The following is a 22985-nucleotide window of genomic DNA, read 5'->3' on the forward strand; positions in this document are numbered from 1 at the left end:
CAATTATACGGACTTTATCGAAAATCAAGAACAATACAATGAACAAATGCAAAAAATTAAAAGTAATATTGATAAAAATAAAGACCATAATACCGAGTATGGCTCTATAACAGATCAATACGGAAATAACCTAATAACTATTAAGAAAAACGGGAAGAATTTCTTTTTTATAGATAAATTAGAATTCAAACCTAAACTTACCAGCGTTTATGTGAAAGAATTTAATAACACTGGATTTTACAAATATAAGCAGGGAAACGCTGATAAAGAGGTAATAGCAGAAAGCAATCAAACAACAGAATTAGGTAAGTTCTTTATTGGTAAATATAGTATTGAAACAGATAAAACAATTGAAGATTCAATTCATAACGGGACTTTGACAGGAAAAATAGATATAGATTTAGGCAATAGAGGAAACAATAATAAGATATATGCAGATGAAGATTTTAACCAAAGCTGGTTTAAGGTTAAGCTAAACCATGATAATTTATTAGAAAAAAATAGTTACAAAATTATAATTGATGATAAAGATGTTGATTATAATTCCAAAAAGACATATGGAAAGTATTACAATCCAACAGAATTAAGTGTATATGCGATTGGAAAATTAGAGGGTAAAGAGTTTAAAACTAACAGAATAAATATAAGACGTAATTATGATAATACATCTCAAAATTTAAAATTGAGCTTTAAGAAATCTCAAATAACAGAGTATGAGAATAAAAGTAAAAAGGTTAAAGAAAAATCTAAAAGCTATATTAAAGAATATACGAAAGAGTTAAACAAAGCATATAAAAAGAAAGATTATAAATATATATCTGACTACGTTAAAAATAACTCTCAATTAGAAAAACAACTTAAAAAACAGGTTAAGTCTAAATCAAAAGTTAAATTTAAAGATGTTAAGATAAATAGCGTTAAACGTGATAAAAATAAAGTATATATTGAGTTAAGTAAAACCAACAATAATAATGTAGTTCAGACGAAATATACCTTAGATTATGATAATGTATCAAATGAATTTCTAGTAGAAGATTCGCAGGATAATTAAAATAATTTAAACACCAATGAAATTAAATTCATTGGTGTTTTTTACTGTACGCTAACAATACTACTTAAAGATATTCTTAGTTTATTGTTTGAATTAGAATTAGTGATAATCATAAATCCATTTAATTCATCTATTTTGTTAATGTAACATTGAATCGAATATATATATCCGTCTTGCCAGTAATCTAAATCAGTTAATATGTTTTTACTAATCTTGCTACTTACTTTTTCATTAATTTCTTGTAGTTGGTCATCAGACAATAGAGGCATATTTATTTTATTTTGATCTTCTATGTGTTGTTCCAATATTTCATATTGCTGGGGTATCGTCTTAAATGCGTTCCACTTAATTATTCCTCTACCTTTTGGAATACGTGGATTTAAGTATTCCCTCGGTATGTTTCTATAATCAGTTTCATATTTGTACGGTTCGGGCATATTAGGATTTATTATTTTCATATCAGTAAACACCTCAACTAATTATAGAACATATGTTCGCAAAAATAAAGAGTGAAATAATAGTATTATAAACGATTGTATTTAGTACACTATGTATTACTATTCTTAATAGCGCTATAATGGGTTGACTACTGTATTAAAATCTTGTATTATATTCTATGTAAGATAATTAATAAATAACATGGCAAATAATACAAACAGATTAGCTCTCATTTGCGTTGAGAATTAATTTTATAGGTAATCATACATTAAAAACACTATACAATGCTATTTTAGAAAGGATAATTACAATTATGGCCAATATTGGTTATGCTCGTGTATCTACCAGAGATCAAAGTTTAGATTTACAAATAGACGCTTTAAGTAATTTTGGTTGTGAGAAAATATTTAGCGAAAAAGTTAGTGGGCGTAAAGTAAATAGAACTGAACTAGATAAATGTTTAGATTATTTACGTGAAGGCGACACTTTAGTTATTTACAAGCTAGATAGATTAGGCAGGACAACTAAGCAACTAATAGATTTAGCCCAATGGCTAGAGAATAATAATATTGAATTACAAATTATTGATATGAATATCAATACTAAAGACCCAATGGGAAAGATGTTTTTTACAATGATGAGTGCTTTTGCTGAATTAGAGGCTAACTTATTAAGCGAAAGAACTAAAAAAGGTTTAGAATCAGCTAGAGCAAGAGGTAACATGGGGGGCAGAAAAGCAATGCCACAAGAAAAAAAAGATTACATTAAACATTTATACGATACCAAAGATTATACAGGGCAAGAAATTGCTGAAAAGGTAAATGTTAGCAGAGATACTGTCTATAGAATATTAAGAGAATACAAAAGTTAAAGGAGGAAAAATATTGTGGATAGTAAATTGAGAGATTTAATTAAAGAATACTATGAATATAAAAATATGGATAGACGTGAATTTTATTATTATGATGAAACAAATAATTCAAGAATGTTTAGGTTGAAAAACGATTCCTTTAATGTTAATCCCTTTCAAAAATTTTCATTAGGTGGTTTAGTTAGTGAAAAAGAAATAATAAATGATAACCATAATGAATTATGGAACAAATTAAAAATAAATAGTAACATTCCAGAACTAAAATCCAAATATATTTTTAAGAAATCTGATGATTTTTTGGAGTCTATTGATACTAAAAACATAGAATTGATATTGGAATATATTAAAATTAAAGGATATAATTTACATTTTAATTATTTAAATTTGTTATGGCTTACTATTGTTGATATAGTAGATAATTCTTATGATAATAGCAAAAATAATTCTATTAAACGTATATATAACCCTCAATTATTAAAGCAAGAACTATATTTGAAAGTAAAAAACGATATACCATGGTTGGAAAAATTATTTAAAAAATATAATTTCCCTAATTTAGTAGAACAGAAAGAGCTTAATGACTTCTATACAGAGTTTGCACAATACCTATCAAAACAAAGTAATCAGAATGAATATACAAAGGTGTTAATTGATTTATTTACTAATACTGTGATTAAAGATAATCTTTTTAGTGGAGAAGAATCTCATATCTATATTAAAGATTTCTCTGCTTTATATACAATTAATTCTAAAATACTAATACATAGTAAACATAGTTTTGATGAAGAAATGCACATTAAAGAAAAAATTAAATCCTTCTCTAATTCAAATATACATTGGTATAAATCTCACGAACATAGGACAATACAATTGTGTGATTGTGTGATTGCAATAATTAATCGTTTCATTAATTTTATAGAAAATAATAGTTATACAAATTTAAAAGAGCAACTTGTTTATGCTTTTGATGTTGCTGAATCTCCTAGATTAAGAAGAAATCTTACTTTGCTTGGTTTTTTATTAAATAAATCTTACTTACATGAACCATTGAATAGAAGATTAACAACAATAGATGAGACAGCTATTAAGTATGAGGAGTTTGTTAGCAAGCTTTCAAGCCTATCTAAATTATCATTTTAAAACATTGCACAACATGACAGGTATTGTTATAATATAAGTAAGAAAAGAATCGGCGTTGTGGCGCAGATATAAAAATTAATACTGCACGAACTAGAATCGGCGTTGTGGCGCAGATATAAAAATTAATACTACACGAACTAGAATCGGCGTTGTGGCGCAGATATAAAAATTAATACTGCACGGAAAGAAACAACTATAGAGATCAAACAAATTATATTGTTTTAAGGAGGCGTATATTACGCCTCTTTTTTATTAAATTTATGGAGTGAATAACAATGGAAGTTGTTCGTTTAAATCAAAACCTATTTAATAAATTACGAGGAAACGAAATATCAAGCAATAAAAATGGTTCAAGACCATATTATTATTCTTTCAAACGAAATAATAATAGAGTTTGTATACCTTTTAGAACAAATGCACAAAAAATACCTAATAAATATAAAGTTGATTTAGGAGGCGAACAGCCCGATAAACCCAATTCAGCTATTGATTTAACAAAGTCTATAGTAATTAGTAATAATGAATACCTTAATAACAGATCAAAAGCCAAAATACCACAAAATGTTAATAATTTTTTAAAGCAACAAGCACCAGATATTGAACAAAAATACGATATTATGTCTAAAGATTACATAAAAGCAAAAGCTAGTTTAAGTAAGATACCATTAGTTAAATATTCAACTATGCAATACTTCCACAAAGAATTGAATATTCAAGATAGTATTGATAATCAACAAACTAAAAATGCTATTAATGAATTAATATCTAATGGAAGATCAAATAGATATAATAAATTACAATCTTCTCTGCCTAATGAAAAGTTAGATTTGCTAGATGATTATGAAACTCTGTATGAGTTTAAAAGCCTAACAGACTACCCAGCTAAAATTAATTTTAATGATATTGATAATCCTTACTTAGAAGTTGAGAAAAATAACAAACATTTTACTTTGTCTGCGCTAACTATCAAAAAAGAACCAGAAAAGCATGTAAAAGACTTTTTGAATTATGATATAGAGAACGAAAAGAATAAAGATATTGATTTAGATTTATAAGGCCTGTAAAAAGGCCTTTTTTTCTTTTTATTTATTATGACACGACATGAAATGACACGTCATAAATGGTATAATTACTATATGGAGGTTATATTTACATTAGGTTTTTATTAAACAAAAAGGAGTGATTTAATAATGAGGTTTACACCCCGAGGAATTTTGAACAACACCGATTATGAACTAAATTCTGAATTTTATTATGTACCAGCAAGTGATAAACAAATGAACGAACAAAGAGATATGACTAATAAAAACATAGTAGGTAATTTAGTCTATAGAAATAATTTCTATAACGAAGTGTATACTCAACCAGTTTATGATTTAGAAGATTCTAACGAAAAATATCAAACACCACATATTATGAGTATAGATGATTATGAATTTGATTATAACTTAACTAATTTAGATGAATATTTTACTAAAGATACAGCAAATAAAGGTTATGAAAAGCTAGTAAATGCCATTAAGTCAGAAGAAATTACCTATTTTGACAGTGATATTAATGATATTGATGATTTCACACAACAAGATGAATATTCAGATGATTGGTATACTAACGCTTTTGTTGATTTAGTATTAAGTATGAAAGGATATTCATATCATGTAGAACCAAATAGAGAACCTGTTATTGAGGATTCACATACCATAACAGAAAATGATATTACTTATAATGTAAGCTATAACCCCGAAAAACATCATTTATATATTAATGACTTCCCAGCAATTCCAATAGAAGAAAACGATAATATAAGGTTATTAAATGATAACTTAACTCAAGACATGGATAAAACTTACGATAATATAAACTATAAGTTTTCATACAATGATTTTAAAACTCTCGAAGATGATTCTTATATTTATATTGATTTAACAGATTATAAAGATAATGAAGGTAAATTTGTTAAAAATCTAATCGAAGATATACCACCTAATGAAATTATTAAAGATAGATTAAAACAAAATATTAATTTATTTGACGAACGATCAAATTATAATGCTTTAGCTGTTTATAGAAGGGATTTAGAAGATTTTTCAGATAGAAATAATTTAGATAGCTTAGATAAAGTTAAAGATTTAAAAACATTCTATGATACTGAAATCAATATTAAAGGATTAAACATTAACAACGATATTGAGAAAAAGGCTTTAAATAATCAGTTAGCCTTTAATCTCTATAATGAGCCCTTAAATAACATGTTTAGAGATAACAATGTTTTATATGAAGTTTATGAACAAGAAATTTATAATGATAAACTTCCCCTTTCTATAGAGGATAGAAAAGAAGTGAAAACTTATTTAGATGACGCTAGAAACAATTTTTCAAATAATTTCTATGAATATACAACGAACAAATCATCTATTTTAGCTGAAAATAGTTTAACTGTTTTAGATAAAGCTAAATATGATTTAGAATTTGCCCCTGTATCTAACCATTTATACAAAGAAAGAGAAAATTTTTATGAAGGAATGAAACAAGCTACCCTGCCCTTACACAATATTACTAAAGAACAATATAAAGAAAGAGAAAATGATATTGAAATAGTCGGTCATTTTAAAAACTATATCAATACTGAATTACATGGAACAAAGAGTTCTGAATTCAAACCTAATTTCATAAATGATTCTTTAGAAAATGAAACTAACTCAATATCTTTTGAAGATATTATAAATGGATCAGAAGAAACACATAGTAATATTATTAATTCTATTAAAAATGAATTAAAGCAAGAAAGAGATAATTTAGAAATGTAGGAGGTGCAATATGTTAAAAACATATACTGAAATCATTGGAAGTGAATTGCCAATTTATATAACAAAATCAGAAACAAGTGAATTATTATTTTCAGAAGAATTAAATAAGAATTTAAAATATGAAGTTGTTGGATATTATCTATATAATGCTAAAAAAGAATTATACAAAGAACTTTATAAACCTATTAGCGAGGTGTAATATATGGCTTATTCAAAAGAAAATTATAAAAAGAAAAAAATAGATTCAATAGTAGAAGATTTGAATAATAAGCTAGATGACTTCAAAAACAATGACCAAACCTATAAGGAATTTTTAGATACTACAGCGAAATTTCACAACTACTCAATTAATAATATTATGTTGATTGCTGGTCAAAATCCCGAGGCTACAGCTGTAGCTGGCTATAAAGCGTGGAAGAATAAATTTGATAGACAAGTACAAAAAGGTGCAAAAAGTATGAATATAATTGCGCCTATTGTACAAAAGCGTAATGTCGAAATAAAAGATAGCAACGGTAATTTAATGCGTGATAATAATGGTAATCCTAAAACTGAACGAAAACCAGTTATTACTGGATATAGGGCGCATAATGTATTTGATGTAGCAGACACAAAAGGCAAACCTTTAATAACAGCAAAAGACCTAATAAAAACTGAATTTGAAAACTCTAATGATTATAAAGACTTATATAATGAATTCAAAGATTACATTAATGATGAATTAACACCAAGCGTAGAAGAAAAACATGTATTAGATGACCAGGCATTATCCAGTGGCGCTAAAGGGTACTATGTTCCCAAAACAGATGAAATTGTAATTTCTGATGATTTGTCATATGATATGCGCTTTAAAACTTTAATACATGAATACGCACACTCTCAATTGCATAATGCCGATATAGGTCAAACACAAACATCTGAACATAGTAAGTCCTTAAAAGAAATAGAGGCTGAAAGTTCTGCATATGTAGTCGCTAATTATTATGGTTTAGATACTAGCGATTACTCTTTAGGATATTTAAGTGGCTGGGGGCAAAATATAAGTGATGAGGAATTAAAAGACCACATAAAAAACATACATTCATTTGCAAAAACTACAATTGAAGAAATAAATTCATTACCAGAGTTCTCACAATATATAGATAAAAAACTAGAATCAGAAATGAACAAAGACATATATAAAGACCTTTCAACAATGATAGATACAAACCTAAAAAATGGATTTGATAAAATAACTGTTATCAAAGGTAATTTAGTTAATGATTATGGACTTAATGAAATTTCTGAGAATAGTTATGAGAATGATGATTTTAAAGTGAATATTGATTACAAAGGGTTTAATACAAATAATTCACAAGATAAAGCTAAAATTGAATTGATTAATAAACATGACGATTCACAAAATAGAGATTACAACTTCACTCAAACTTATAATCGAAATGTTATTAATAATACTACAACTATATTTGTGCAAGATGATGATAATGAAGATAAAAACAAAAAATATATTCATGAACGAGATATAGACGGTAATATATTAGAAGAAAAGCATAAATTAAGCCCACAAGATGAAATAGTATCATTTGAAAACTTTGTAAATAAGTCTGTTGAAGAAAACGGCTTAAAAGATACATTACGCCAATTTGTAAGTAATGGTGTATTAATGGGCTATGAGTTAAATGTAGATAATATTGATAATACAAATGAAACTTACTTTTCAATGAATAAAAATCAACAAAATGGCCAACGATCAAATATGACTGCTAAATTAGAACATGATACTAATGAAAATGTTTATATAGATTTTAAAATTAAAAATTCAGCTGGTATTAAAAATATATCCTTTACTGAAAGCAATGAAGATTTTAATAAAGATGAACAGAACAAAGAAATTGAAACTAAACAAGAAGAAGAAATTGACATATAAAAAGAAGGCAATTAAGCCTTCTTTTTTTATAATATATTTTTGCACATAACATTTAATTGATTTATTAGTATATTGTGAAGAAAATAATATTTATCAACCATATAAAAAAAGTCTCTTTCAGTTTCTTCTGCATTTTCTAACATAATTTTAATAGTTTGTTTAATACCATACAGCACATTTAATTCCTCGGTACTTAATACATATATTAAGTGAGATAATTCCTGTAAATTATTATTAAAGTCTTTCAAACGTAATATACTATTTTTATCAACATGCCAGCACATTTCCCCCTCATTTTTCGTATTATCAAGAAAGGATTTTACTTTCTTGATTTTGTCAGAGGGTAAGTCAATTGAAATATCGGAATCATATACTTCTAAAAACTTCTTATATATTTCTTCTTCTTTATCTTCATAGCTTAAATAATTATGCTTTAACAAATATCGAAATTTTTCTAACTCTGACAATGTTAAATTAATAGTATTCATTTTATCATATAAAACAAAATTCTTTAGAAATTTTATTCGCTTTAACTTATCATCTAAATATATATTTTCAGCTATTTCATGGTTAAACATAATTAAGTTATCCATTTCAAATAACAATCGTGTTTTGATCTTTTTCTCTTCTCTTTGTCTATTTTCTTCTTTATCTTTTTCGGCAGTTTGTTTTCTTTCTTCTAAATCTTTATTAATTGCTTTTAACGTGAATAGCCCTGCTATAAAAGCACCAACTAACGCACCACCAAATGTAGCAAATAAGCCTAATATACTCACTATTGTATCAATAGGGATCATTTTAATAACATAGTATAATAATTTAAAATCCAAATTCTTATCTCCCAACTTCACAATGTTATATTATTTACAAACTATAAGTGCATACCTCTTTTGTTTTTCAACTCATGACGCTGTTTACTATGATTTTTACCTTTGTACTGATTATTTATGTACTTAGGCATACGTTCTCTAAATATCTCATTAAAATTGAATATCATTGAATCTAGTCCAGCATTTACTAAACCATAGGCTTGTTGTTTTCTATTGTAATTATTATAAGTTTCTTTATCTACAAGAATATCATTACCTTCATAAAACTCTTCAATGTTATCTTTACTTGTTTCGTCCCCTACTTCATTTGATTCTTGATATAAATGTTTTAAATCATTGTTATCACTGTAATCAAAGTCATATTCATTCAATAATTTCTTTTGAATAGCCCCAAACACAAATTTATCATGTTGATTTTTATTAGGTTTAAATTCTTTTTCTTGTAATAACTTAACCTGTTCAGTTATATACTTTCTATCTTCATCACTGTATTTAGGAATAAAGTTACCTGTTTCTAACATTTCAAGCGTGTTTTCTGTGCCATGATAAGTTTTAAAATCAATTAGCTGTTGTTTTTCTTTAATATCAGTAACTTCATTAAAAGCCTTATAATCTTCATCATCTGTAAATAACTCTTTTATTTGTACATCATAATAATCTTCTAATGTATTTTCTGCATTTCTTAGAACCTCTAATTTGCTAGTATAATAATCAATTTTCAAACTATCTTCTATACCTTCATGTTTATTCTCTAACACATCATCAAAGGACAAATTATTTTTATCAAGAATATTTGAAAGTTTATCAGCAAAGAAATTTGATTCTTTCTCAATAGATTCTATACTTATATCTCTATTGCCTATAACTGTATTAAGGCTTATTTGAGCCTCTTTTATACGTTTTTCTTTAACTATATCCTCTAATTCATGATTAGCTGGTAACACATCTCTATCATTTAATATAGTGCGTGTAATAAAGATCTTTTCATCATCACTATAGTTTAATGCTTGTTCGAGATAATTTTTATCAAAGAAAATTCCAGCTTGTTTTTCAAAGACTTCATTTATAGATTCCAGCTTTTTTTGTCTATCTTCTATATTCTCAATCTTATTCAATCTATCTTCATCATCAGTTATTAATGCTGTTTTTTGCTTTAAGTCATAAAGTCTTTCGTTTTCTTCATACATATTTATAGGTGTTACATAAATTTTTAAATCTTTGGCCATATCTTTTAATGTAGTCGAATCTGATTTATCCATATAACTAAAAGCATTTAACTTGTGAGATTTCATATCATCTACTTCATCAAACATTTTATTAATTTTTTGTTGGTTTCTTTTTTTAATACTTTCGTTATGTTTGGATATTGAAGATTTTTTACCTGTTTCATCTTCAAACTTTCTAGCTTTCCAACCTTCTTTTTTTGTGGGTTCTAAATCTATATTTTGCTTTTTATAAGAATCAGCAGAAACTCTAACAGAAAAACCATTCATTTCTAGGTGTTTATTTTGCACTGTTTCCCACCTTTTTCGCCACTCATTATGTTTATCTTTTGTGTTCCAATCTCTTATATAATCATTGCCCTTTCGTTTAGGTTCAAATTCATTATTTTTATCTAAACCACGTAATGTACATAATAAGTGTGCATGAGGATTTTCATCATTAATTTTATGAATATTTAAGTCTACTATCATACCTTCATTTGATAAAGATTCAGCAAATTCTTTTGCTAATTCAATATTACTATTTGGATCAAATTCATTCGGCAAACCAATTATAATTTCACGTGCAACTTGACTATTTTTTCTGTTCTCTACATCATTAACTTTATTCCACAAATATTCTCTATCTTTAAACTTATCATCAGCATTATTAGGCAATAAAATTCCACTATAATCACATTGCTTATTTGAGTAATCTTTAAATTCGTTTTCTTTAAAATCCTTAATCCTACTAGCGCTATTATATGCAGCTTTTGCTGTTGCACTTTGTCCATTTGCTTTTGATACAAACTTATTTTGAAAATGGTACATAGCCATATTTAAAACTCCTTAAAAACCAAATATTGAGCGAAGGCGAAATAAATTAAAAATTAATTTTTAATTTCACGAATTTAGCACGCGAACGGAACGTTCGCATAAGTGCGCCCTTACGGGATTTAACTAGATTATAACGGTAAAACTTGAATCTGTCAAATGAAAAGGTTATAATTAAATTAACAAAAATATGGAGGTTTTAATTATGGCTGATATTCAAAAAATGTTAGAACAAAAAGAAAAACTTCAAGAAAAAATTAAAGAAGAAAAGAAAAGAGAATACGAAAAATTTGGAAGATGGTTCTTCAATAAATTTAATGTAAATAGATCAGCAGACGCAAAGAAAATTATAAATGAAAATTTACTTAATATTGAAGATAATAAAGAACACAATTTAGAAAGAAATGAAATTATAGAAGAATCTGAAAATACCAATGAAGAAAGCAAAGAAATAAATGAAATGAATCATAATAATTAATAGAAATTATCAAATATTAATATGATGATAAACTTATAAAACAATTGATTTATTAATAGCAAAATCCACAGTATTTAATATTTTAAGAATAGGAGGTTTTATTATGATTTTATTATCAACAGCTGGCGAAAATGCTGTTCATATTAACCCTATTTTTAGATTTTTTCTATATTTCATTATGTGTGTTCCTATGACAGTGGCTTTATGTACAATATTCCTTAAATTTATCTCAATTTTCATTCTTCCATGGAAAGTATGTTTGTATATTGGTATTGCTTTAGGTATTGTTGTTACTATTTTTCTTTTGGTTCTAACAATTGGTATAGAAATGACATAAATTTTCTACGAAAATATCAAACATGACATGACATGTAATGCAAAATGTGTTAAAATTAATTATAAGAAGTAGCAATCAAGTAAATAAATGCTGGTTGTTATTTTTTTACCCACACAGTATATACTGGTATATACTAAGATATACTATAATATATACTGATATGTACTAGTATATACAAATATAGAAAAGTATATAAATAACTTGTGGTATTTGATCAATTGTACTAATTTAAAAAGAGTAAATAATATGTGGAGGTTTTATTATGAGTAACGTATATGTAATGGCTTTAGATTTTGGTAATGGATTTGTAAAAGGGAAGATTAATGATGAAAAATTTGTAATCCCTTCAAGAATCGGAAGAAAAACTAATGAAAACAATCAATTAAAAGGATTTGTTGATAATAAATTAGATGTATCAGAATTTATTATCAATGGGAATAATGATGAAGTATTACTATTTGGTAATGATTTAGATAAAACTACGAATACTGGTAAAGATACTGCCTCAACAAATGATAGATATGATATTAAATCTTTCAAAGATTTGGTTGAATGTTCTATAGGATTATTAGCAAGAGAAGTGCCAGAAGAAGTTGTCAACGTTGTAATTGCTACTGGTATGCCAAGTAATGAAATAGGAACTGATAAACAAGCTAAGTTTGAAAAACTTTTAAATAAAAGTCGTTTAATTGAAATTGATGGTATCGCTAAAACAATTAATGTTAAAGGCGTTAAGATAGTAGCTCAACCTATGGGAACTTTGCTTGATCTTAATATGGAAAACGGAAAAGTATTCAAAGCATTTACAGAAGGTAAGTACAGTGTTCTTGATTTTGGTAGTGGTACTACAATTATTGATACTTATCAAAATATGAAACGTGTAGAGGAAGAAAGTTTTGTTATAAACAAAGGTACTATTGATTTTTATAAACGAATTGCTAGTCACGTATCTAAAAAATCAGAAGGTGCCTCAATCACACCACGTATGATTGAAAAAGGATTAGAATACAAGCAATGTAAACTTAATCAAAAAACAGTTATTGACTTTAAAGATGAATTTTATAACGAACAGGATAGTTTGATAGAAGAAGTTATGAGTAACTTTGAAATCACTGTAGGTAATATAAATTCAATTGACAGAATTATTGTTACTGGTGGTGGTGCAAACATTCATTTTGATTCATTAAGTCATTATTATTCAGATGTATTCGAGAAAGCAGATGATAGCCAGTTTAGTAATGTTCGTGGATATGAAAAATTGGGGGAATTGTTAAAAAACAAAGTAGAGCAAGAAAGTAAATAATTATGGATAAGAAAGAAACTAAACATCTTCTGAAAATAAAAAAAGAAGATTACCCTCAAATCTTCGATTTTTTAGAAAATGTTCCTAGAGGTACCAAAACAGCACACATAAGAGAGGCATTGAGGCGCTATATTGAAGAAATAGGGGAAAACCCTCCAATACCTTCAAAAGAACACACAGCGCCCTTAAAAGAGCATACAGAGCCTATTAAACGTAATAAAGAAAGTTTTAAAGACGCAATGGAACGTAAGGATCAATTAAAACAAGCTGAAACGCCTAAAATAGAAGAAAAAGAAGAAGAAATGGTAGATATTAGTATTGATGACCTTTAATATCTACATTCCTTCATCCAATTCCATTTTTTCTTCTGCATTTTTAACTACCTTATGAAAGTCTACACCATAGTATTCAGACATTACTAAAAATGTATGTAATGCTATTCTAGGTTTTTTACCATTCTCGATACGTGAAAGATGACCAGCAGTCACACTCAAATCAAATGCAACTTCTTCTTGTCGCTTGCCTATGAGTTGACGCTGGTTTTTAAATTCTAAACAAATGTATCTATATAGTTTTTGTATACGGTATTCATTCATGATTTATCGGCCTCATAATTTTAGATGTATTAATTATATTAGAGATTTGTTATCAAATACATTTCATTACAAGCATATAATTGACCTGTGAGGCAACAAAAAAGTTTTTATTTTTTTTAAAATAGTGTTACTATTGAACATAGAAAAAGACACCTAACGCTTGGCGGTTGTTAGATGTCTAAAGAGTTTAAATAATATGTGTTATTTACTTTTACTATTTGTTTGTATCTTTATTATATATACAAGCTCGATACATTACAAGATAAAAGCAACAAGTCTTTAAGTTATATATAACGGATAATATTATATAACCTTATTCATCACTTGTAAATAACGATATTACTTAAACTCCTTCAAATAAACATTTAAAGGAGTTTTTATCATGTCTAAACAATTTTTTACGGTAGAAGAAAATTATAAAGAACGCTTTTACCAATTACCTAAAGTATTTTTTACTAATCCTAATTATAAAGATTTATCGAATGACGCTAAAATTGCTTACGCAATATTGAGAGATCGCCTACAATTATCTATTAAAAATAACTGGATAGATACAGAAGGTAATATATATTTCATTTATACAGTTGCTGATTTAGAAGTGATATTAAATTGTGGGAACAAAAAAATCACTAAAATTAAAAAAGAATTAGAAAATGTAGATTTACTAATTCAAAAAAGGCAGGGTTTAAACAAACCAAATCTACTTTATTTATTAAAACCAGCCATAACTAAAAATGATATTTATGAAATAGATAAGGCTGAAAATGAAGTTGAGCCCTTACAAGATAAGGAAATGTCAAAAGGACACGTCCAGAAATGTCAAAAGGACACGTCTAGAAATGTCGAAACAACACGCCTAGAAATGTCAAAAGGACACACAAATGATACTGATTTTATTGATACTGACTTTATTGATACTGAAAGTAATGATATGAATAATATGAATGATATAAACCAACATTCAAATCATTCAAATCATTTTTCAAATACTCATGATAAAGAATCTCTTAAATATATAGAACTTCAAGAATTCCCCGAATTAAGTAAAAGTTATATTAATAATTTTAGTTATGAAGAAGTTAAAAGTATTAAATCAGTTATTTTAAAAGCTAGAAAATCATTTAATAACAAATACGATACAGGTTATATGTTAGAAGATATAGATGAAGAATTACTATTAGTTTTAAAACGATTTAAAGGCTACCTTGTTAAAAAACAAGAAAAGGTATCTAATATGGAAGGCTATTTAATGCGAAGTATCATTGCTGAACTTGAAGAAATGCATACAACGATTATGAGAAGAAAAAATATGGAAAACAATCCAATGTTTTTATTTAAATAGTTTTAAAGTTAAATTTTCAAAAAAAAGAGATTATACACCCGAAAAGGTGTATAATCTTTACTGTTTGTGAGTTATTTAAGTGAGGTGTTGCCTAATACATAAATTATTTATTACTTTTAATTTGCTCTAATCCTTTTTTTAAGATTTCTCTACCAGCTTGTGAAACGTTATCGAAATCTTTTGCTTGTGCGTATTTGATAATCTCGTCTTTCATATCGGGATCAACTAACAAATGTAGTGATACTTTTTTCTTTTTTGATAAAAAGACTGAATTTTCTTCATTATTATTCATAGTAATATAACCTCCTTTTTTGTCCTTTCGTGTAATTCTAGTTAATTACACAATACCACATTTACACATGACATGTCATGACAAAAAAGTTTAAAAAGTTGTATAAATTACATGACATGACATGTAAGGTTATGTTATAATTGATTTATCAAATAGAAAAGGTGGGTTGTAATTGGATAACGTAACATTTCGTAAACGTATTGAAGAATATCGAAAGCGATCTATTGAGCAAAAAAAATATGAGAGCAAACTAAATTATCAATCAAGATTTGGTGTGAAAGATGATGAAGTTAATACTTTTAATATCAAAGGCATTGCTACAGATAGAAAAGAAAATAAGTTAGTAATGGCCGAAGATAGAGAGGATAAACAAAAAGTTCTTTTATACGCCAATAAAGATAATGATATGTATTATTTGAATTCTGGTAGCACTTATAAAGAGGCTGTTCAAAACACTTTTGGTAATGAAACCAATTACGAAATGGTAGATGATGAATTATTTATTTATAATTCAAAAAATCAAGCACTTACAAACTATGACCAACTTAATGAGTATCACAATCGACAAAAGCAATTACAATATAACACCCAATTAGAACAGGAACGAAAGCAGAGATTGACCGATACAAATAAAGTTAGTGAAAATGCTAAAGAAGATTTAGCGTTAAGTTTGGGACTTACAGCAACAGCATTGAAAGGTAATATCAACATTTCTAGTGTTGAAAAAGTCACTGATAATGAAAGCATGGTTACTTTAGAAAATGAAATTAATGGTAAGTCAGAACATTTAATTTCAGATTTTAAAGATAGTTTCATTGAAAAGGCTAAAGAAAAGCTAACTGTTTCTCCTTCAATGAGGTTAGGATTTGAAGAATTAAAAAACGCCTCGGGACAAATAGCAATGGGATTTACAGAATTCTTTGGCGCTAGATATGACGAAAGCACTTTAGAAAATGACCCTAAAGTTGTAGCAACAGAAAAAGGGTATTCTGTTTCTGTTTTTGATAAAGACGGAAATAAAAAAGATTTAACATCAGCAGACACTTTTGAGGAGGCAGTAAAATTATCTAAAGAAATGAAACAAGATAATTCGCTTTCTCGTAGTGAAATAGAATTAAACCAAGAGTTAGAAAAGAAAAAAATATAAGGAAGGTTGATTAATTATGATTAAAAAAATTAGTTTAATAACTGTTTACGTAGCATTTTTAAGTTTTATTTTAGCAAATCCAACATTTGCGGCGGCTAACCCTGGTCCGAAAATTGAACAAGGATTACAACAAATTCAAACTTTCTTAACTGGTATTATTGTTATTGTTGGTATCTGTGCAGGTGTATGGATAGTTATTAAAAAATTACCGACTATCGACGATCCAATGACAAAAAATGAAATGTTTAGAGGTGTCGGAATGGCATTAGCTGGTGTAGCTCTTGGTGCAGCACTTGTTTGGTTGGTTCCATGGGTATACAACCTATTTCAATAAACACAACAAAAGCTACATTCTAGTAATGTAGCTTTTTCTTTTAAAAGGAGTGGATTATATGTCCGTTGAGCAACAAGTTAAAGATATAATGCTTGATATGTTAGGCGAAGAAAAGAAAGTTAAAGAAAATATAATACCTCGTAATGTAGACGCTAGCTATAAAATATTTTTAAATTTAAATGGTAAAGAGTTAGCAATCGTATTTATACCTTTTTTACTGTTTTTAGTAATTGCATTTAGTGTAACGTTTTTAATGGGATTACTTAACTTAGTAACTGGTTTTATGGTGTTTATAGTAGGTTTGATTTTTGGCTTAACAATATATGGATTGCTAACAATTAGACCAATTAGCACAAAAGAAAATATAAGAATGATTGATATTTTGAAACAATCACAGCAATTTACTAAAAGGCAAAAAGTTTACTTTTATAAAAGTAAAGAAAGATTGGGTGATGATGATGTTTAAAAAAAAGAATAAACAAAATAAAAATAACGAACAACAATTTGAAATTATAAATAGATATATAAAAGGGGACGGACGGAATCAAAGTATTCAAGATGATTCATTAATAGCTGGTTTTTATAAAGATTATGTTGTTACTAAAGACGGTTATATTAGTGGAGGTTTAAATATAACTGGTGTAAATACAGAGTTATTAACTAAATTTGAACAAAATGATTTATTAGAAGAATATTCATCTTTTATTTCAAATATTCTTTATGATGAACCAATGATTAAAACTATTACTGAACCAGTAAACATACAAAACTATATAAAGAATCTTTATAGACAAGTATTACTTGATATGAAAAATAACGATAACAAACCAACAAGACGAGGCCAATTAATAGCTGGTCGCATATTGTTTTTACAAGAAAAGTTAGCAAAAGGCGAAATGAGTACAAAAAAACATTATATTTTCTTCTCAGAAAAAATAACAGAAAATACGGTAGCACAATTAGATCATGCAGTGAACAGACTACATGAAAAGATAAATCTTAATAAAGAGGCATTACAACAAGCATTTTCACATTACGGTTTAGAAACTAGACCTATATACCAAACCGAATACTTAAACCAGTTTTATGCGTTATATGATTATAAAGGATATAACGATTATCATCTTAGTAATTAGAACGAAAGGAGTTTTTGAATATGGCAATTTTAAAAAAGAGAAAACAAGAACAAGCAACAAACAAAATTTACAATGAATCTTTTCAAAGGATAACAGAAGTATTAGATACAGATTCAGTGGATAGTATTTATCCATTTAGTTGGATAGAGAAAAAATCACATATAGAAACTGGCGAAAACTATATTAAAAATTTATTAGTAGTTGACTACCCTCAATCAGTAAAAGGGGCGTACTTATCAAATCTACTAAAGAAAAACGGAAATATCCAAATAACGAAATTTATTAGACCAGCAAATATTGAAAAAATGATTGACCATTTAAACAACTCAATTAAAAACAAAAAAGCAGAACAAATGCGTACTACAGACCCGAAACGAAATGCAACAATTAAAAGAGAAATTGATAGTAGTAAAAAACAACTTGATAAATTTTTAGATGAAAAAACAGGATTTATGTACATGTATATGTATATCACGTTAAATGGCGATTCATACGAAAAGATACAAGCGCTAGAAAAAGATGTTAAGCGTACTTTAACGAGATTAAGACTTAAAACACATACACCTACAAACGCAATGAGAGAATCATTTCATACAGTTCTTCCGTTAAATAGAAACTTCTTATCAGCGTTTACACAACAAAATATGGATACAGCAACAGCAGGGCATTTCTTTATGTTTGATGATTCAGAAATTATTGATTTAACACCTAATACATCAGTTTTTGGAATTAACAAAAATACAGATTCATTAGTAGCAGTTGATTTCAATAACAAAGAAAAAACTTTAAATAAAAATATGACTATTATCGGTACAAGTGGTGTAGGTAAATCAACTTTGAACATGAGAATGATTTTAGACAATGTAAAAAAATCTATAAGACAATTTATCATTGATCCCGAAGATGAATTTTCATATATAACTAAATATTACGGTGGAACAGTTGTAAATATTTCAACAAGTTCAAATATCAAAATTAATCCATTTGAAATATTTTCAGAAGAAGTATTTGAAAAAGAAGATGAAACAGACAATGAAACAACATCAGATGTTTTAACGGAAAGCAACGAACAAGAAAGTCAAATTGACACATTAGTTCGTTCTAAAATAGGGAAGTTGAAAACCTTCTTTAGAGTTCTTAAAGATGAAATATCTCAAACAGAAATATCTGTATTATCTTCAACTTTAAGACAGTTATATCAAGATAAAGGCTTTAAAGGTAATGCGAAATTATCAGATTTCAAAAGCGAAGATTATCCAACTTTAACAGAATTATATAACAAACTAAAAGACTTAGACCCAGAAAAATATGAGGTATTAAAGGACTTAACGCTTATCATAGAAGATTACACAATGGAACATGGTACTACTACAATTTTTGACGGTTATACAAACATCAAGTTAGATAATGAAATTGTTACTTTTAACCTTAAACCATTACAAACAGAAAAAGATGTTCAAAGTGCAGCATATTTAAATATATTTAGTTTCTTATGGGACGAAATTACAAAAGATAGAACAACAGAAACGGTATTAATGACTGATGAATTACACTTCTTAGCAACAAATGAATATAGCTTAGATTTCTATTATCAAGCATATAAGCGTATTAGAAAATATGGTGGTGGTGCCATTGCCTCTACTCAACAAATAAAAGATATTCTTAGAACATCACAAGAAATAGGTTCAGCTATTATTGAAAATAGTCATACTAAATTCTTCTTTGGAATGGATAACGTAGGCGTTGATGATGTTGTTGATAAATTAGGATTGAAATTTAGCGATCAAGAAATATCTCATTTAACTAAAAAGAAAAAGGGCGAGGCATTACTACTATACGGAACACAAAGAGCATTTATAAGAATTGATTTAGATAGAGAAGAAACAAGACTTTGGAATAAAGATTTATATGAAACGATTTATGAAGAATCAGCAGACATAGAGCCGAATTATGTAGAGCAACTAGGATTATCAGATATTGATTTAGCAGAATTAGAAGAAGAATTAAGACAAGCAGAAATGATTTATGAATAGGAGGTAATCTCATGAAAATCAGAAATTTTAATGAAGGAACGTTAGTAGGGAAACATAACCACTTAGAATATATCATCAATGTTGATTTATGCCATATATCAGACATAGATGAAATTAGATACGACCTAACAGAACCTAATGAATTGTTTTTTGAAGTTAAAGATTTACAAAAGGAAGGCGATTATTTTCATATCATTTACAACACTGACAATGAATATAATTCCTTCCTATCAGCAAAAAAAGAAAGCAAAGCACTCAAATTATCTTTAATGGATTATGTGTTAAAAGTTGATCCATTAAAGGACAATATAACTGTTATGCACCCAGCAAACCTATTTTTTAAAAATATTGAGGATATAAAAATAGCATTTAAAGGGCATGAATATTTACCTAAACCTAAAATAAATAATTTAGAACAGTATAAATTGTTAATAATGAGTACATTATCACAATACACGTTTGATAAGTATTATCGCAATAAATTTGAAGTTTTATCAAAAGAAAAAGATGATTTCTTCCATAAAGTTAATAATGCAGAAACTTTTGAAAAATTGAAAGAGATTGTAAGACATGAATTAAATCAAGTACAGACAGAGTATTTACTGAATGAAGAAAAACGCAATAGAGAAACACGAAAAAAATACATTAGAAATTTAATACTTGGTTTTGTTGGTATTGCAATAGTTATAAGCCTAATTTCATTTATGATTATAAACGGAAAACAACAAGAATTAGATAGCAAAATAGCACAAGCAGATAAGCAAGAACAAAGAAGTAAAGTGTATGAAAATCTTTATAATGGCAATGTCGATCAAGCAGTTAAAGGAATGAAAAATGACGATAGCTTTAACAAAAAAGATATTGAAAAAACATTAAAAAAAGAAAAGAAATATGAAGAATTAATTGAATTAAGCAGTAAAAACACACCTTATGTAATTGAACAATTATATAAAGAAGGTAAGCAAAATAAAATAAGAGAGTTAGCTTACAACTTTGAAAACAACGATACTTTGAGCCTAGAAAAGAAAATCTTAGACAAAGACGGAACAGCATTTAGTGTAGGCTCAACAGGTAATTACGAAGAACAAAGCAAACGTTTGGCTTTAGCGTCAGCCGAAGAAGGTTATGTTGAATCAGCTGAAGATATTAATAAAAAACTAAAAGATGATGAAGTTGAAGAAGAAATAAATAAAGCTAAAATCAAACAACTAAAAGAAGAAAAGGACAACACAAAAGATAAAGACAAGAAAAAAGAAATTCAAAAAGATATAGAGAAATTAGAGAAAAAATAAGAGGGAGGTAAAGTATCATGTGGACTGCTATTGCTAAAGGGATAACAATGCTAATGAAGAAAAAAGCATTATCCAAAATATTAAAACCAGTAATAGCTATAGTTATAGGTTTTTTCCTTCTTATTTTTATAATGGTTGCTTATCTTGTAGGATCTTTCACGAAAGAGATTAATGAGAGTGGCGACCAAAAAATGAAAGAGGCTGAATCAACAGCAACTGGTGCGTGTACTGGTGGAAGTGTAGACGGTTCGGGTATTTCTACTTTTGAAAAAAATGCCAAAGGTGGTGCGTTAGAAGGTAAAGCTAAAGATATGGTCAAAATTGCTAAAAAAAATAAAATACCACCAAAATTATTTATGGCAATTGTAGCCTCTGAATCAGAGTGGGGCAAAGGGCCAAACGCAACAAAACAAAAAAACCCTCTATCAATAATGGGGGCTGGACCTTTACAAGTTTATCCTTCAATTGAAGAAGGACTTGATAAAGGCGCAAAAAATTTATATGACTTATATATTTCTAAAGGTTTAACAACGCCCGAAAAAATCGGGCCAAAATACGCACCAGTTGGCGCTAGCAATGACCCGACAGACTTAAATAGTAACTGGGTACCTACAGTTAAAAAAATCATGAAGTCATTCGGTGGCGAAGAGGCCAAATGTTCAACTGAAAGTAGTGGTGGAGGTTCAGACGGTAAAGGCTTTGATTTTAAAGGCGAATTCCCTAAACCCGATAAATCGAAATATAACGGACAATCATATCCATGGGGACAATGTACATGGTATGTACATCAACGTAGAAAAGAAATCGGTAAACCAGTACCTTTAACATGGGGTAATGGTGGCGATTGGGGAGATAATGCAAAAGCACAAGGTTGGGAAGTAGGTAGTAAACCAAAAGCTGGCGCTGGAGCCTCTATAAAACCTGGTAACTTTGGTGCACCAGCACCATACGGACATATAATGTTCGTAGAAAAGGTTAAAAAAGACGGTGGAATTATAGTTAGTGAGGCCAACGTAAAAGGCGAAGGAGTAATAAGTTCAAGAGAATTTACAAAAGAAGAAACACAACGTATGCAATTTATTTATGATAAGTAGGTGGAGAATATGAAAAAATTATTAACTATAGTTATTTTATTCACTTTGGTTTTGGCTGGTTGTGGCCAAAATCAAAGTGAGAAAAATAGTAAAAAGGATAATGAAGAAAAAACAGTAGACACTACAGAAGAAAGAAACGATATGATAAAAGGTCTAATTGAATATGGTTATGAAAATGATGATTATAAAGGTTACAAGCATATGAAAGATATATTATCTGAAAAAATGCAAAAACAAGCTGAAATGCAAAATCAATCAGCACAAACTAAAGGTGTAGAAAAGGAAACTAAAGACATTAAACTTTATCAAGACGTAGATAATGATGATGAAGTGCTTTATTCTATTAAACTTTCAATCACAAACAAAAAAGAAAAAAACTCTGACTACTCAATGAGATATGGCAAAATTCAACTAACAGAAGAAGAAGGTAAACAAAAGATAGATAATATCGAAGAACTAACACAAAGAAACTTAGTAAGTATGAATCAAGAATAGAAAGAG

Annotated in this window: 25 protein-coding genes; 20 read left to right on the top strand and 5 right to left on the bottom strand. The window is 27.7% G+C overall.

Annotation, left to right across the window (positions count from 1 at the left end; translation table 11 throughout):
• The coding region (locus KA893_RS10840) for a TcaA NTF2-like domain-containing protein (RefSeq protein WP_210125778.1) at nt 1-1051 on the top strand (1051 nt) is incomplete at its 5' end.
• Nucleotides 1052-1092: 41 nt separating this feature from the next.
• On the opposite strand, the gene KA893_RS10845 is transcribed toward KA893_RS10840, so the two are convergent.
• Nucleotides 1093-1509, bottom strand: coding sequence for a YolD-like family protein (locus KA893_RS10845; protein WP_030061428.1), 417 nt, complete (start codon nt 1507-1509; stop codon nt 1093-1095).
• Nucleotides 1510-1802: 293 nt separating this feature from the next.
• Between KA893_RS10845 and KA893_RS10850 the strand changes: the two genes are divergently transcribed.
• The 6 genes from KA893_RS10850 to KA893_RS10875 all read left to right on the top strand — a co-directional run bounded on the left by KA893_RS10850 (nt 1803) and on the right by KA893_RS10875 (nt 8234).
• Nucleotides 1803-2360 carry a recombinase family protein gene (locus tag KA893_RS10850; protein ID WP_030061432.1) on the top strand — a complete coding sequence of 186 codons (558 nt, stop codon included), beginning with the start codon at nt 1803-1805 and terminating at the stop codon, nt 2358-2360.
• Between the two features lie 15 nt (nt 2361-2375).
• Nucleotides 2376-3500 (top strand): DUF3800 domain-containing protein, encoded by a 1125-nt coding sequence (locus KA893_RS10855; protein WP_030061435.1) that lies wholly within the window; start codon nt 2376-2378, stop codon nt 3498-3500.
• A 275-nt stretch (nt 3501-3775) separates the two neighbouring features.
• A complete protein-coding gene (locus KA893_RS10860; protein ID WP_030061437.1) occupies nt 3776-4555 on the top strand; it encodes a hypothetical protein in 780 nt (259 codons plus the stop codon).
• Nucleotides 4556-4690: 135 nt separating this feature from the next.
• Nucleotides 4691-6307, top strand: a complete 1617-nt coding sequence (locus KA893_RS10865) for a hypothetical protein (RefSeq protein WP_030061439.1) — start codon at nt 4691-4693, stop codon at nt 6305-6307.
• Nucleotides 6308-6317: 10 nt separating this feature from the next.
• Nucleotides 6318-6506, top strand: a complete 189-nt coding sequence (locus tag KA893_RS10870; RefSeq protein ID WP_030061441.1) for a hypothetical protein — start codon at nt 6318-6320, stop codon at nt 6504-6506.
• 3 nt (nt 6507-6509) lie between these two features.
• Nucleotides 6510-8234 (top strand): ArdC family protein, encoded by a 1725-nt coding sequence (locus tag KA893_RS10875; protein WP_030061443.1) that lies wholly within the window; start codon nt 6510-6512, stop codon nt 8232-8234.
• A 26-nt stretch (nt 8235-8260) separates the two neighbouring features.
• Here KA893_RS10875 and KA893_RS10880 read toward each other — a convergent pair whose 3' ends face one another.
• The gene (locus KA893_RS10880; RefSeq protein ID WP_168997107.1) at nt 8261-9064 is read right to left on the bottom strand and encodes a eukaryotic translation initiation factor 3 subunit J; all 804 of its coding nucleotides are present in this window, start codon (nt 9062-9064) and stop codon (nt 8261-8263) included.
• A gap of 41 nt (nt 9065-9105) precedes the next feature.
• Complete coding sequence (locus tag KA893_RS10885) at nt 9106-11103, bottom strand: MobA/MobL family protein (RefSeq protein WP_210125779.1); 1998 nt, start codon at nt 11101-11103, stop codon at nt 9106-9108.
• A 202-nt stretch (nt 11104-11305) separates the two neighbouring features.
• Between KA893_RS10885 and KA893_RS10890 the strand changes: the two genes are divergently transcribed.
• The 4 genes from KA893_RS10890 to KA893_RS10905 all read left to right on the top strand — a co-directional run bounded on the left by KA893_RS10890 (nt 11306) and on the right by KA893_RS10905 (nt 13550).
• Entirely contained in the window at nt 11306-11578 is a 273-nt protein-coding gene (locus KA893_RS10890; RefSeq protein WP_030061451.1) for a hypothetical protein, read from the top strand.
• 103 nt (nt 11579-11681) lie between these two features.
• A complete protein-coding gene (locus tag KA893_RS10895; RefSeq protein WP_000602212.1) occupies nt 11682-11915 on the top strand; it encodes a hypothetical protein in 234 nt (77 codons plus the stop codon).
• Nucleotides 11916-12177: 262 nt separating this feature from the next.
• The gene (locus KA893_RS10900; protein WP_000073390.1) at nt 12178-13218 is read left to right on the top strand and encodes a ParM/StbA family protein; all 1041 of its coding nucleotides are present in this window, start codon (nt 12178-12180) and stop codon (nt 13216-13218) included.
• A gap of 2 nt (nt 13219-13220) precedes the next feature.
• Nucleotides 13221-13550: a plasmid segregation protein ParR gene (locus tag KA893_RS10905; protein ID WP_030061459.1), complete on the top strand. Its 330-nt coding sequence runs from the start codon at nt 13221-13223 to the stop codon at nt 13548-13550.
• A gap of 3 nt (nt 13551-13553) precedes the next feature.
• Here KA893_RS10905 and KA893_RS10910 read toward each other — a convergent pair whose 3' ends face one another.
• The gene (locus KA893_RS10910; protein WP_001008214.1) at nt 13554-13814 is read right to left on the bottom strand and encodes a helix-turn-helix domain-containing protein; all 261 of its coding nucleotides are present in this window, start codon (nt 13812-13814) and stop codon (nt 13554-13556) included.
• A gap of 382 nt (nt 13815-14196) precedes the next feature.
• Between KA893_RS10910 and KA893_RS10915 the strand changes: the two genes are divergently transcribed.
• Entirely contained in the window at nt 14197-15156 is a 960-nt protein-coding gene (locus KA893_RS10915) for a replication initiator protein A (RefSeq protein ID WP_030061463.1), read from the top strand.
• Nucleotides 15157-15259: 103 nt separating this feature from the next.
• Here KA893_RS10915 and KA893_RS10920 read toward each other — a convergent pair whose 3' ends face one another.
• Nucleotides 15260-15448 (bottom strand): hypothetical protein, encoded by a 189-nt coding sequence (locus tag KA893_RS10920; RefSeq protein WP_030061465.1) that lies wholly within the window; start codon nt 15446-15448, stop codon nt 15260-15262.
• Between the two features lie 172 nt (nt 15449-15620).
• On the opposite strand from KA893_RS10920, the gene trsA reads away from it, so the two are divergent.
• The 8 genes from trsA to trsH are packed head-to-tail and all read left to right on the top strand — an operon-like array spanning nt 15621 to nt 22979.
• Nucleotides 15621-16595, top strand: a complete 975-nt coding sequence (trsA, locus tag KA893_RS10925) for a conjugative transfer protein TrsA (protein WP_030061467.1) — start codon at nt 15621-15623, stop codon at nt 16593-16595.
• Between the two features lie 16 nt (nt 16596-16611).
• On the top strand, nt 16612-16929 hold the full coding sequence (locus tag KA893_RS10930; RefSeq protein WP_030061469.1) for a CagC family type IV secretion system protein: 318 nt from the start codon (nt 16612-16614) through the stop codon (nt 16927-16929).
• A 58-nt stretch (nt 16930-16987) separates the two neighbouring features.
• Complete coding sequence (locus KA893_RS10935) at nt 16988-17395, top strand: hypothetical protein (RefSeq protein WP_030061471.1); 408 nt, start codon at nt 16988-16990, stop codon at nt 17393-17395.
• A complete protein-coding gene (gene trsD / locus KA893_RS10940; protein ID WP_030061473.1) occupies nt 17382-18065 on the top strand; it encodes a TrsD/TraD family conjugative transfer protein in 684 nt (227 codons plus the stop codon). The genes KA893_RS10935 and trsD overlap by 14 nt, the downstream gene beginning before the upstream one ends.
• Nucleotides 18066-18085: 20 nt before the next feature.
• Nucleotides 18086-20098 (top strand): VirB4 family type IV secretion system protein, encoded by a 2013-nt coding sequence (locus tag KA893_RS10945; protein WP_030061475.1) that lies wholly within the window; start codon nt 18086-18088, stop codon nt 20096-20098.
• Nucleotides 20099-20109: 11 nt separating this feature from the next.
• Nucleotides 20110-21390, top strand: coding sequence for a hypothetical protein (locus tag KA893_RS10950; protein ID WP_030061477.1), 1281 nt, complete (start codon nt 20110-20112; stop codon nt 21388-21390).
• 17 nt (nt 21391-21407) lie between these two features.
• The gene (locus tag KA893_RS10955; RefSeq protein WP_031921304.1) at nt 21408-22484 is read left to right on the top strand and encodes a CHAP domain-containing protein; all 1077 of its coding nucleotides are present in this window, start codon (nt 21408-21410) and stop codon (nt 22482-22484) included.
• 9 nt (nt 22485-22493) lie between these two features.
• A complete protein-coding gene (gene trsH / locus KA893_RS10960) occupies nt 22494-22979 on the top strand; it encodes a TrsH/TraH family protein (protein WP_000735570.1) in 486 nt (161 codons plus the stop codon).
• Nucleotides 22980-22985: the final 6 nt, after the last annotated feature.

It is taken from the genome of Staphylococcus sp. GDY8P126P, assembly GCF_017891965.1.
Taxonomy (GTDB): Bacteria; Bacillota; Bacilli; order Staphylococcales; family Staphylococcaceae; genus Staphylococcus; species Staphylococcus saprophyticus.

What these genes read in the sequence shown, in the direction of transcription:
- KA893_RS10955 (WP_031921304.1), top strand. Translation starts at nt 21,408, where the DNA reads ATGTGGACTGCTATTGCTAAAGGGATAACAATGCTAATGAAGAAAAAA.
- trsD (WP_030061473.1), top strand. Translation starts at nt 17,382, where the DNA reads ATGATGATGTTTAAAAAAAAGAATAAACAAAATAAAAATAACGAACAA.
- KA893_RS10900 (WP_000073390.1), top strand. Translation starts at nt 12,178, where the DNA reads ATGAGTAACGTATATGTAATGGCTTTAGATTTTGGTAATGGATTTGTA.
- KA893_RS10910 (WP_001008214.1), bottom strand. Translation starts at nt 13,814, where the DNA reads ATGAATGAATACCGTATACAAAAACTATATAGATACATTTGTTTAGAA.
- KA893_RS10945 (WP_030061475.1), top strand. Translation starts at nt 18,086, where the DNA reads ATGGCAATTTTAAAAAAGAGAAAACAAGAACAAGCAACAAACAAAATT.
- KA893_RS10930 (WP_030061469.1), top strand. Translation starts at nt 16,612, where the DNA reads ATGATTAAAAAAATTAGTTTAATAACTGTTTACGTAGCATTTTTAAGT.
- KA893_RS10950 (WP_030061477.1), top strand. Translation starts at nt 20,110, where the DNA reads ATGAAAATCAGAAATTTTAATGAAGGAACGTTAGTAGGGAAACATAAC.
- KA893_RS10845 (WP_030061428.1), bottom strand. Translation starts at nt 1,509, where the DNA reads ATGAAAATAATAAATCCTAATATGCCCGAACCGTACAAATATGAAACT.
- KA893_RS10905 (WP_030061459.1), top strand. Translation starts at nt 13,221, where the DNA reads ATGGATAAGAAAGAAACTAAACATCTTCTGAAAATAAAAAAAGAAGAT.
- KA893_RS10865 (WP_030061439.1), top strand. Translation starts at nt 4,691, where the DNA reads ATGAGGTTTACACCCCGAGGAATTTTGAACAACACCGATTATGAACTA.
- KA893_RS10885 (WP_210125779.1), bottom strand. Translation starts at nt 11,103, where the DNA reads ATGGCTATGTACCATTTTCAAAATAAGTTTGTATCAAAAGCAAATGGA.
- KA893_RS10920 (WP_030061465.1), bottom strand. Translation starts at nt 15,448, where the DNA reads ATGAATAATAATGAAGAAAATTCAGTCTTTTTATCAAAAAAGAAAAAA.
- KA893_RS10935 (WP_030061471.1), top strand. Translation starts at nt 16,988, where the DNA reads ATGTCCGTTGAGCAACAAGTTAAAGATATAATGCTTGATATGTTAGGC.
- KA893_RS10870 (WP_030061441.1), top strand. Translation starts at nt 6,318, where the DNA reads ATGTTAAAAACATATACTGAAATCATTGGAAGTGAATTGCCAATTTAT.
- KA893_RS10875 (WP_030061443.1), top strand. Translation starts at nt 6,510, where the DNA reads ATGGCTTATTCAAAAGAAAATTATAAAAAGAAAAAAATAGATTCAATA.
- trsH (WP_000735570.1), top strand. Translation starts at nt 22,494, where the DNA reads ATGAAAAAATTATTAACTATAGTTATTTTATTCACTTTGGTTTTGGCT.
- KA893_RS10860 (WP_030061437.1), top strand. Translation starts at nt 3,776, where the DNA reads ATGGAAGTTGTTCGTTTAAATCAAAACCTATTTAATAAATTACGAGGA.
- KA893_RS10850 (WP_030061432.1), top strand. Translation starts at nt 1,803, where the DNA reads ATGGCCAATATTGGTTATGCTCGTGTATCTACCAGAGATCAAAGTTTA.
- KA893_RS10890 (WP_030061451.1), top strand. Translation starts at nt 11,306, where the DNA reads ATGGCTGATATTCAAAAAATGTTAGAACAAAAAGAAAAACTTCAAGAA.
- KA893_RS10915 (WP_030061463.1), top strand. Translation starts at nt 14,197, where the DNA reads ATGTCTAAACAATTTTTTACGGTAGAAGAAAATTATAAAGAACGCTTT.
- KA893_RS10895 (WP_000602212.1), top strand. Translation starts at nt 11,682, where the DNA reads ATGATTTTATTATCAACAGCTGGCGAAAATGCTGTTCATATTAACCCT.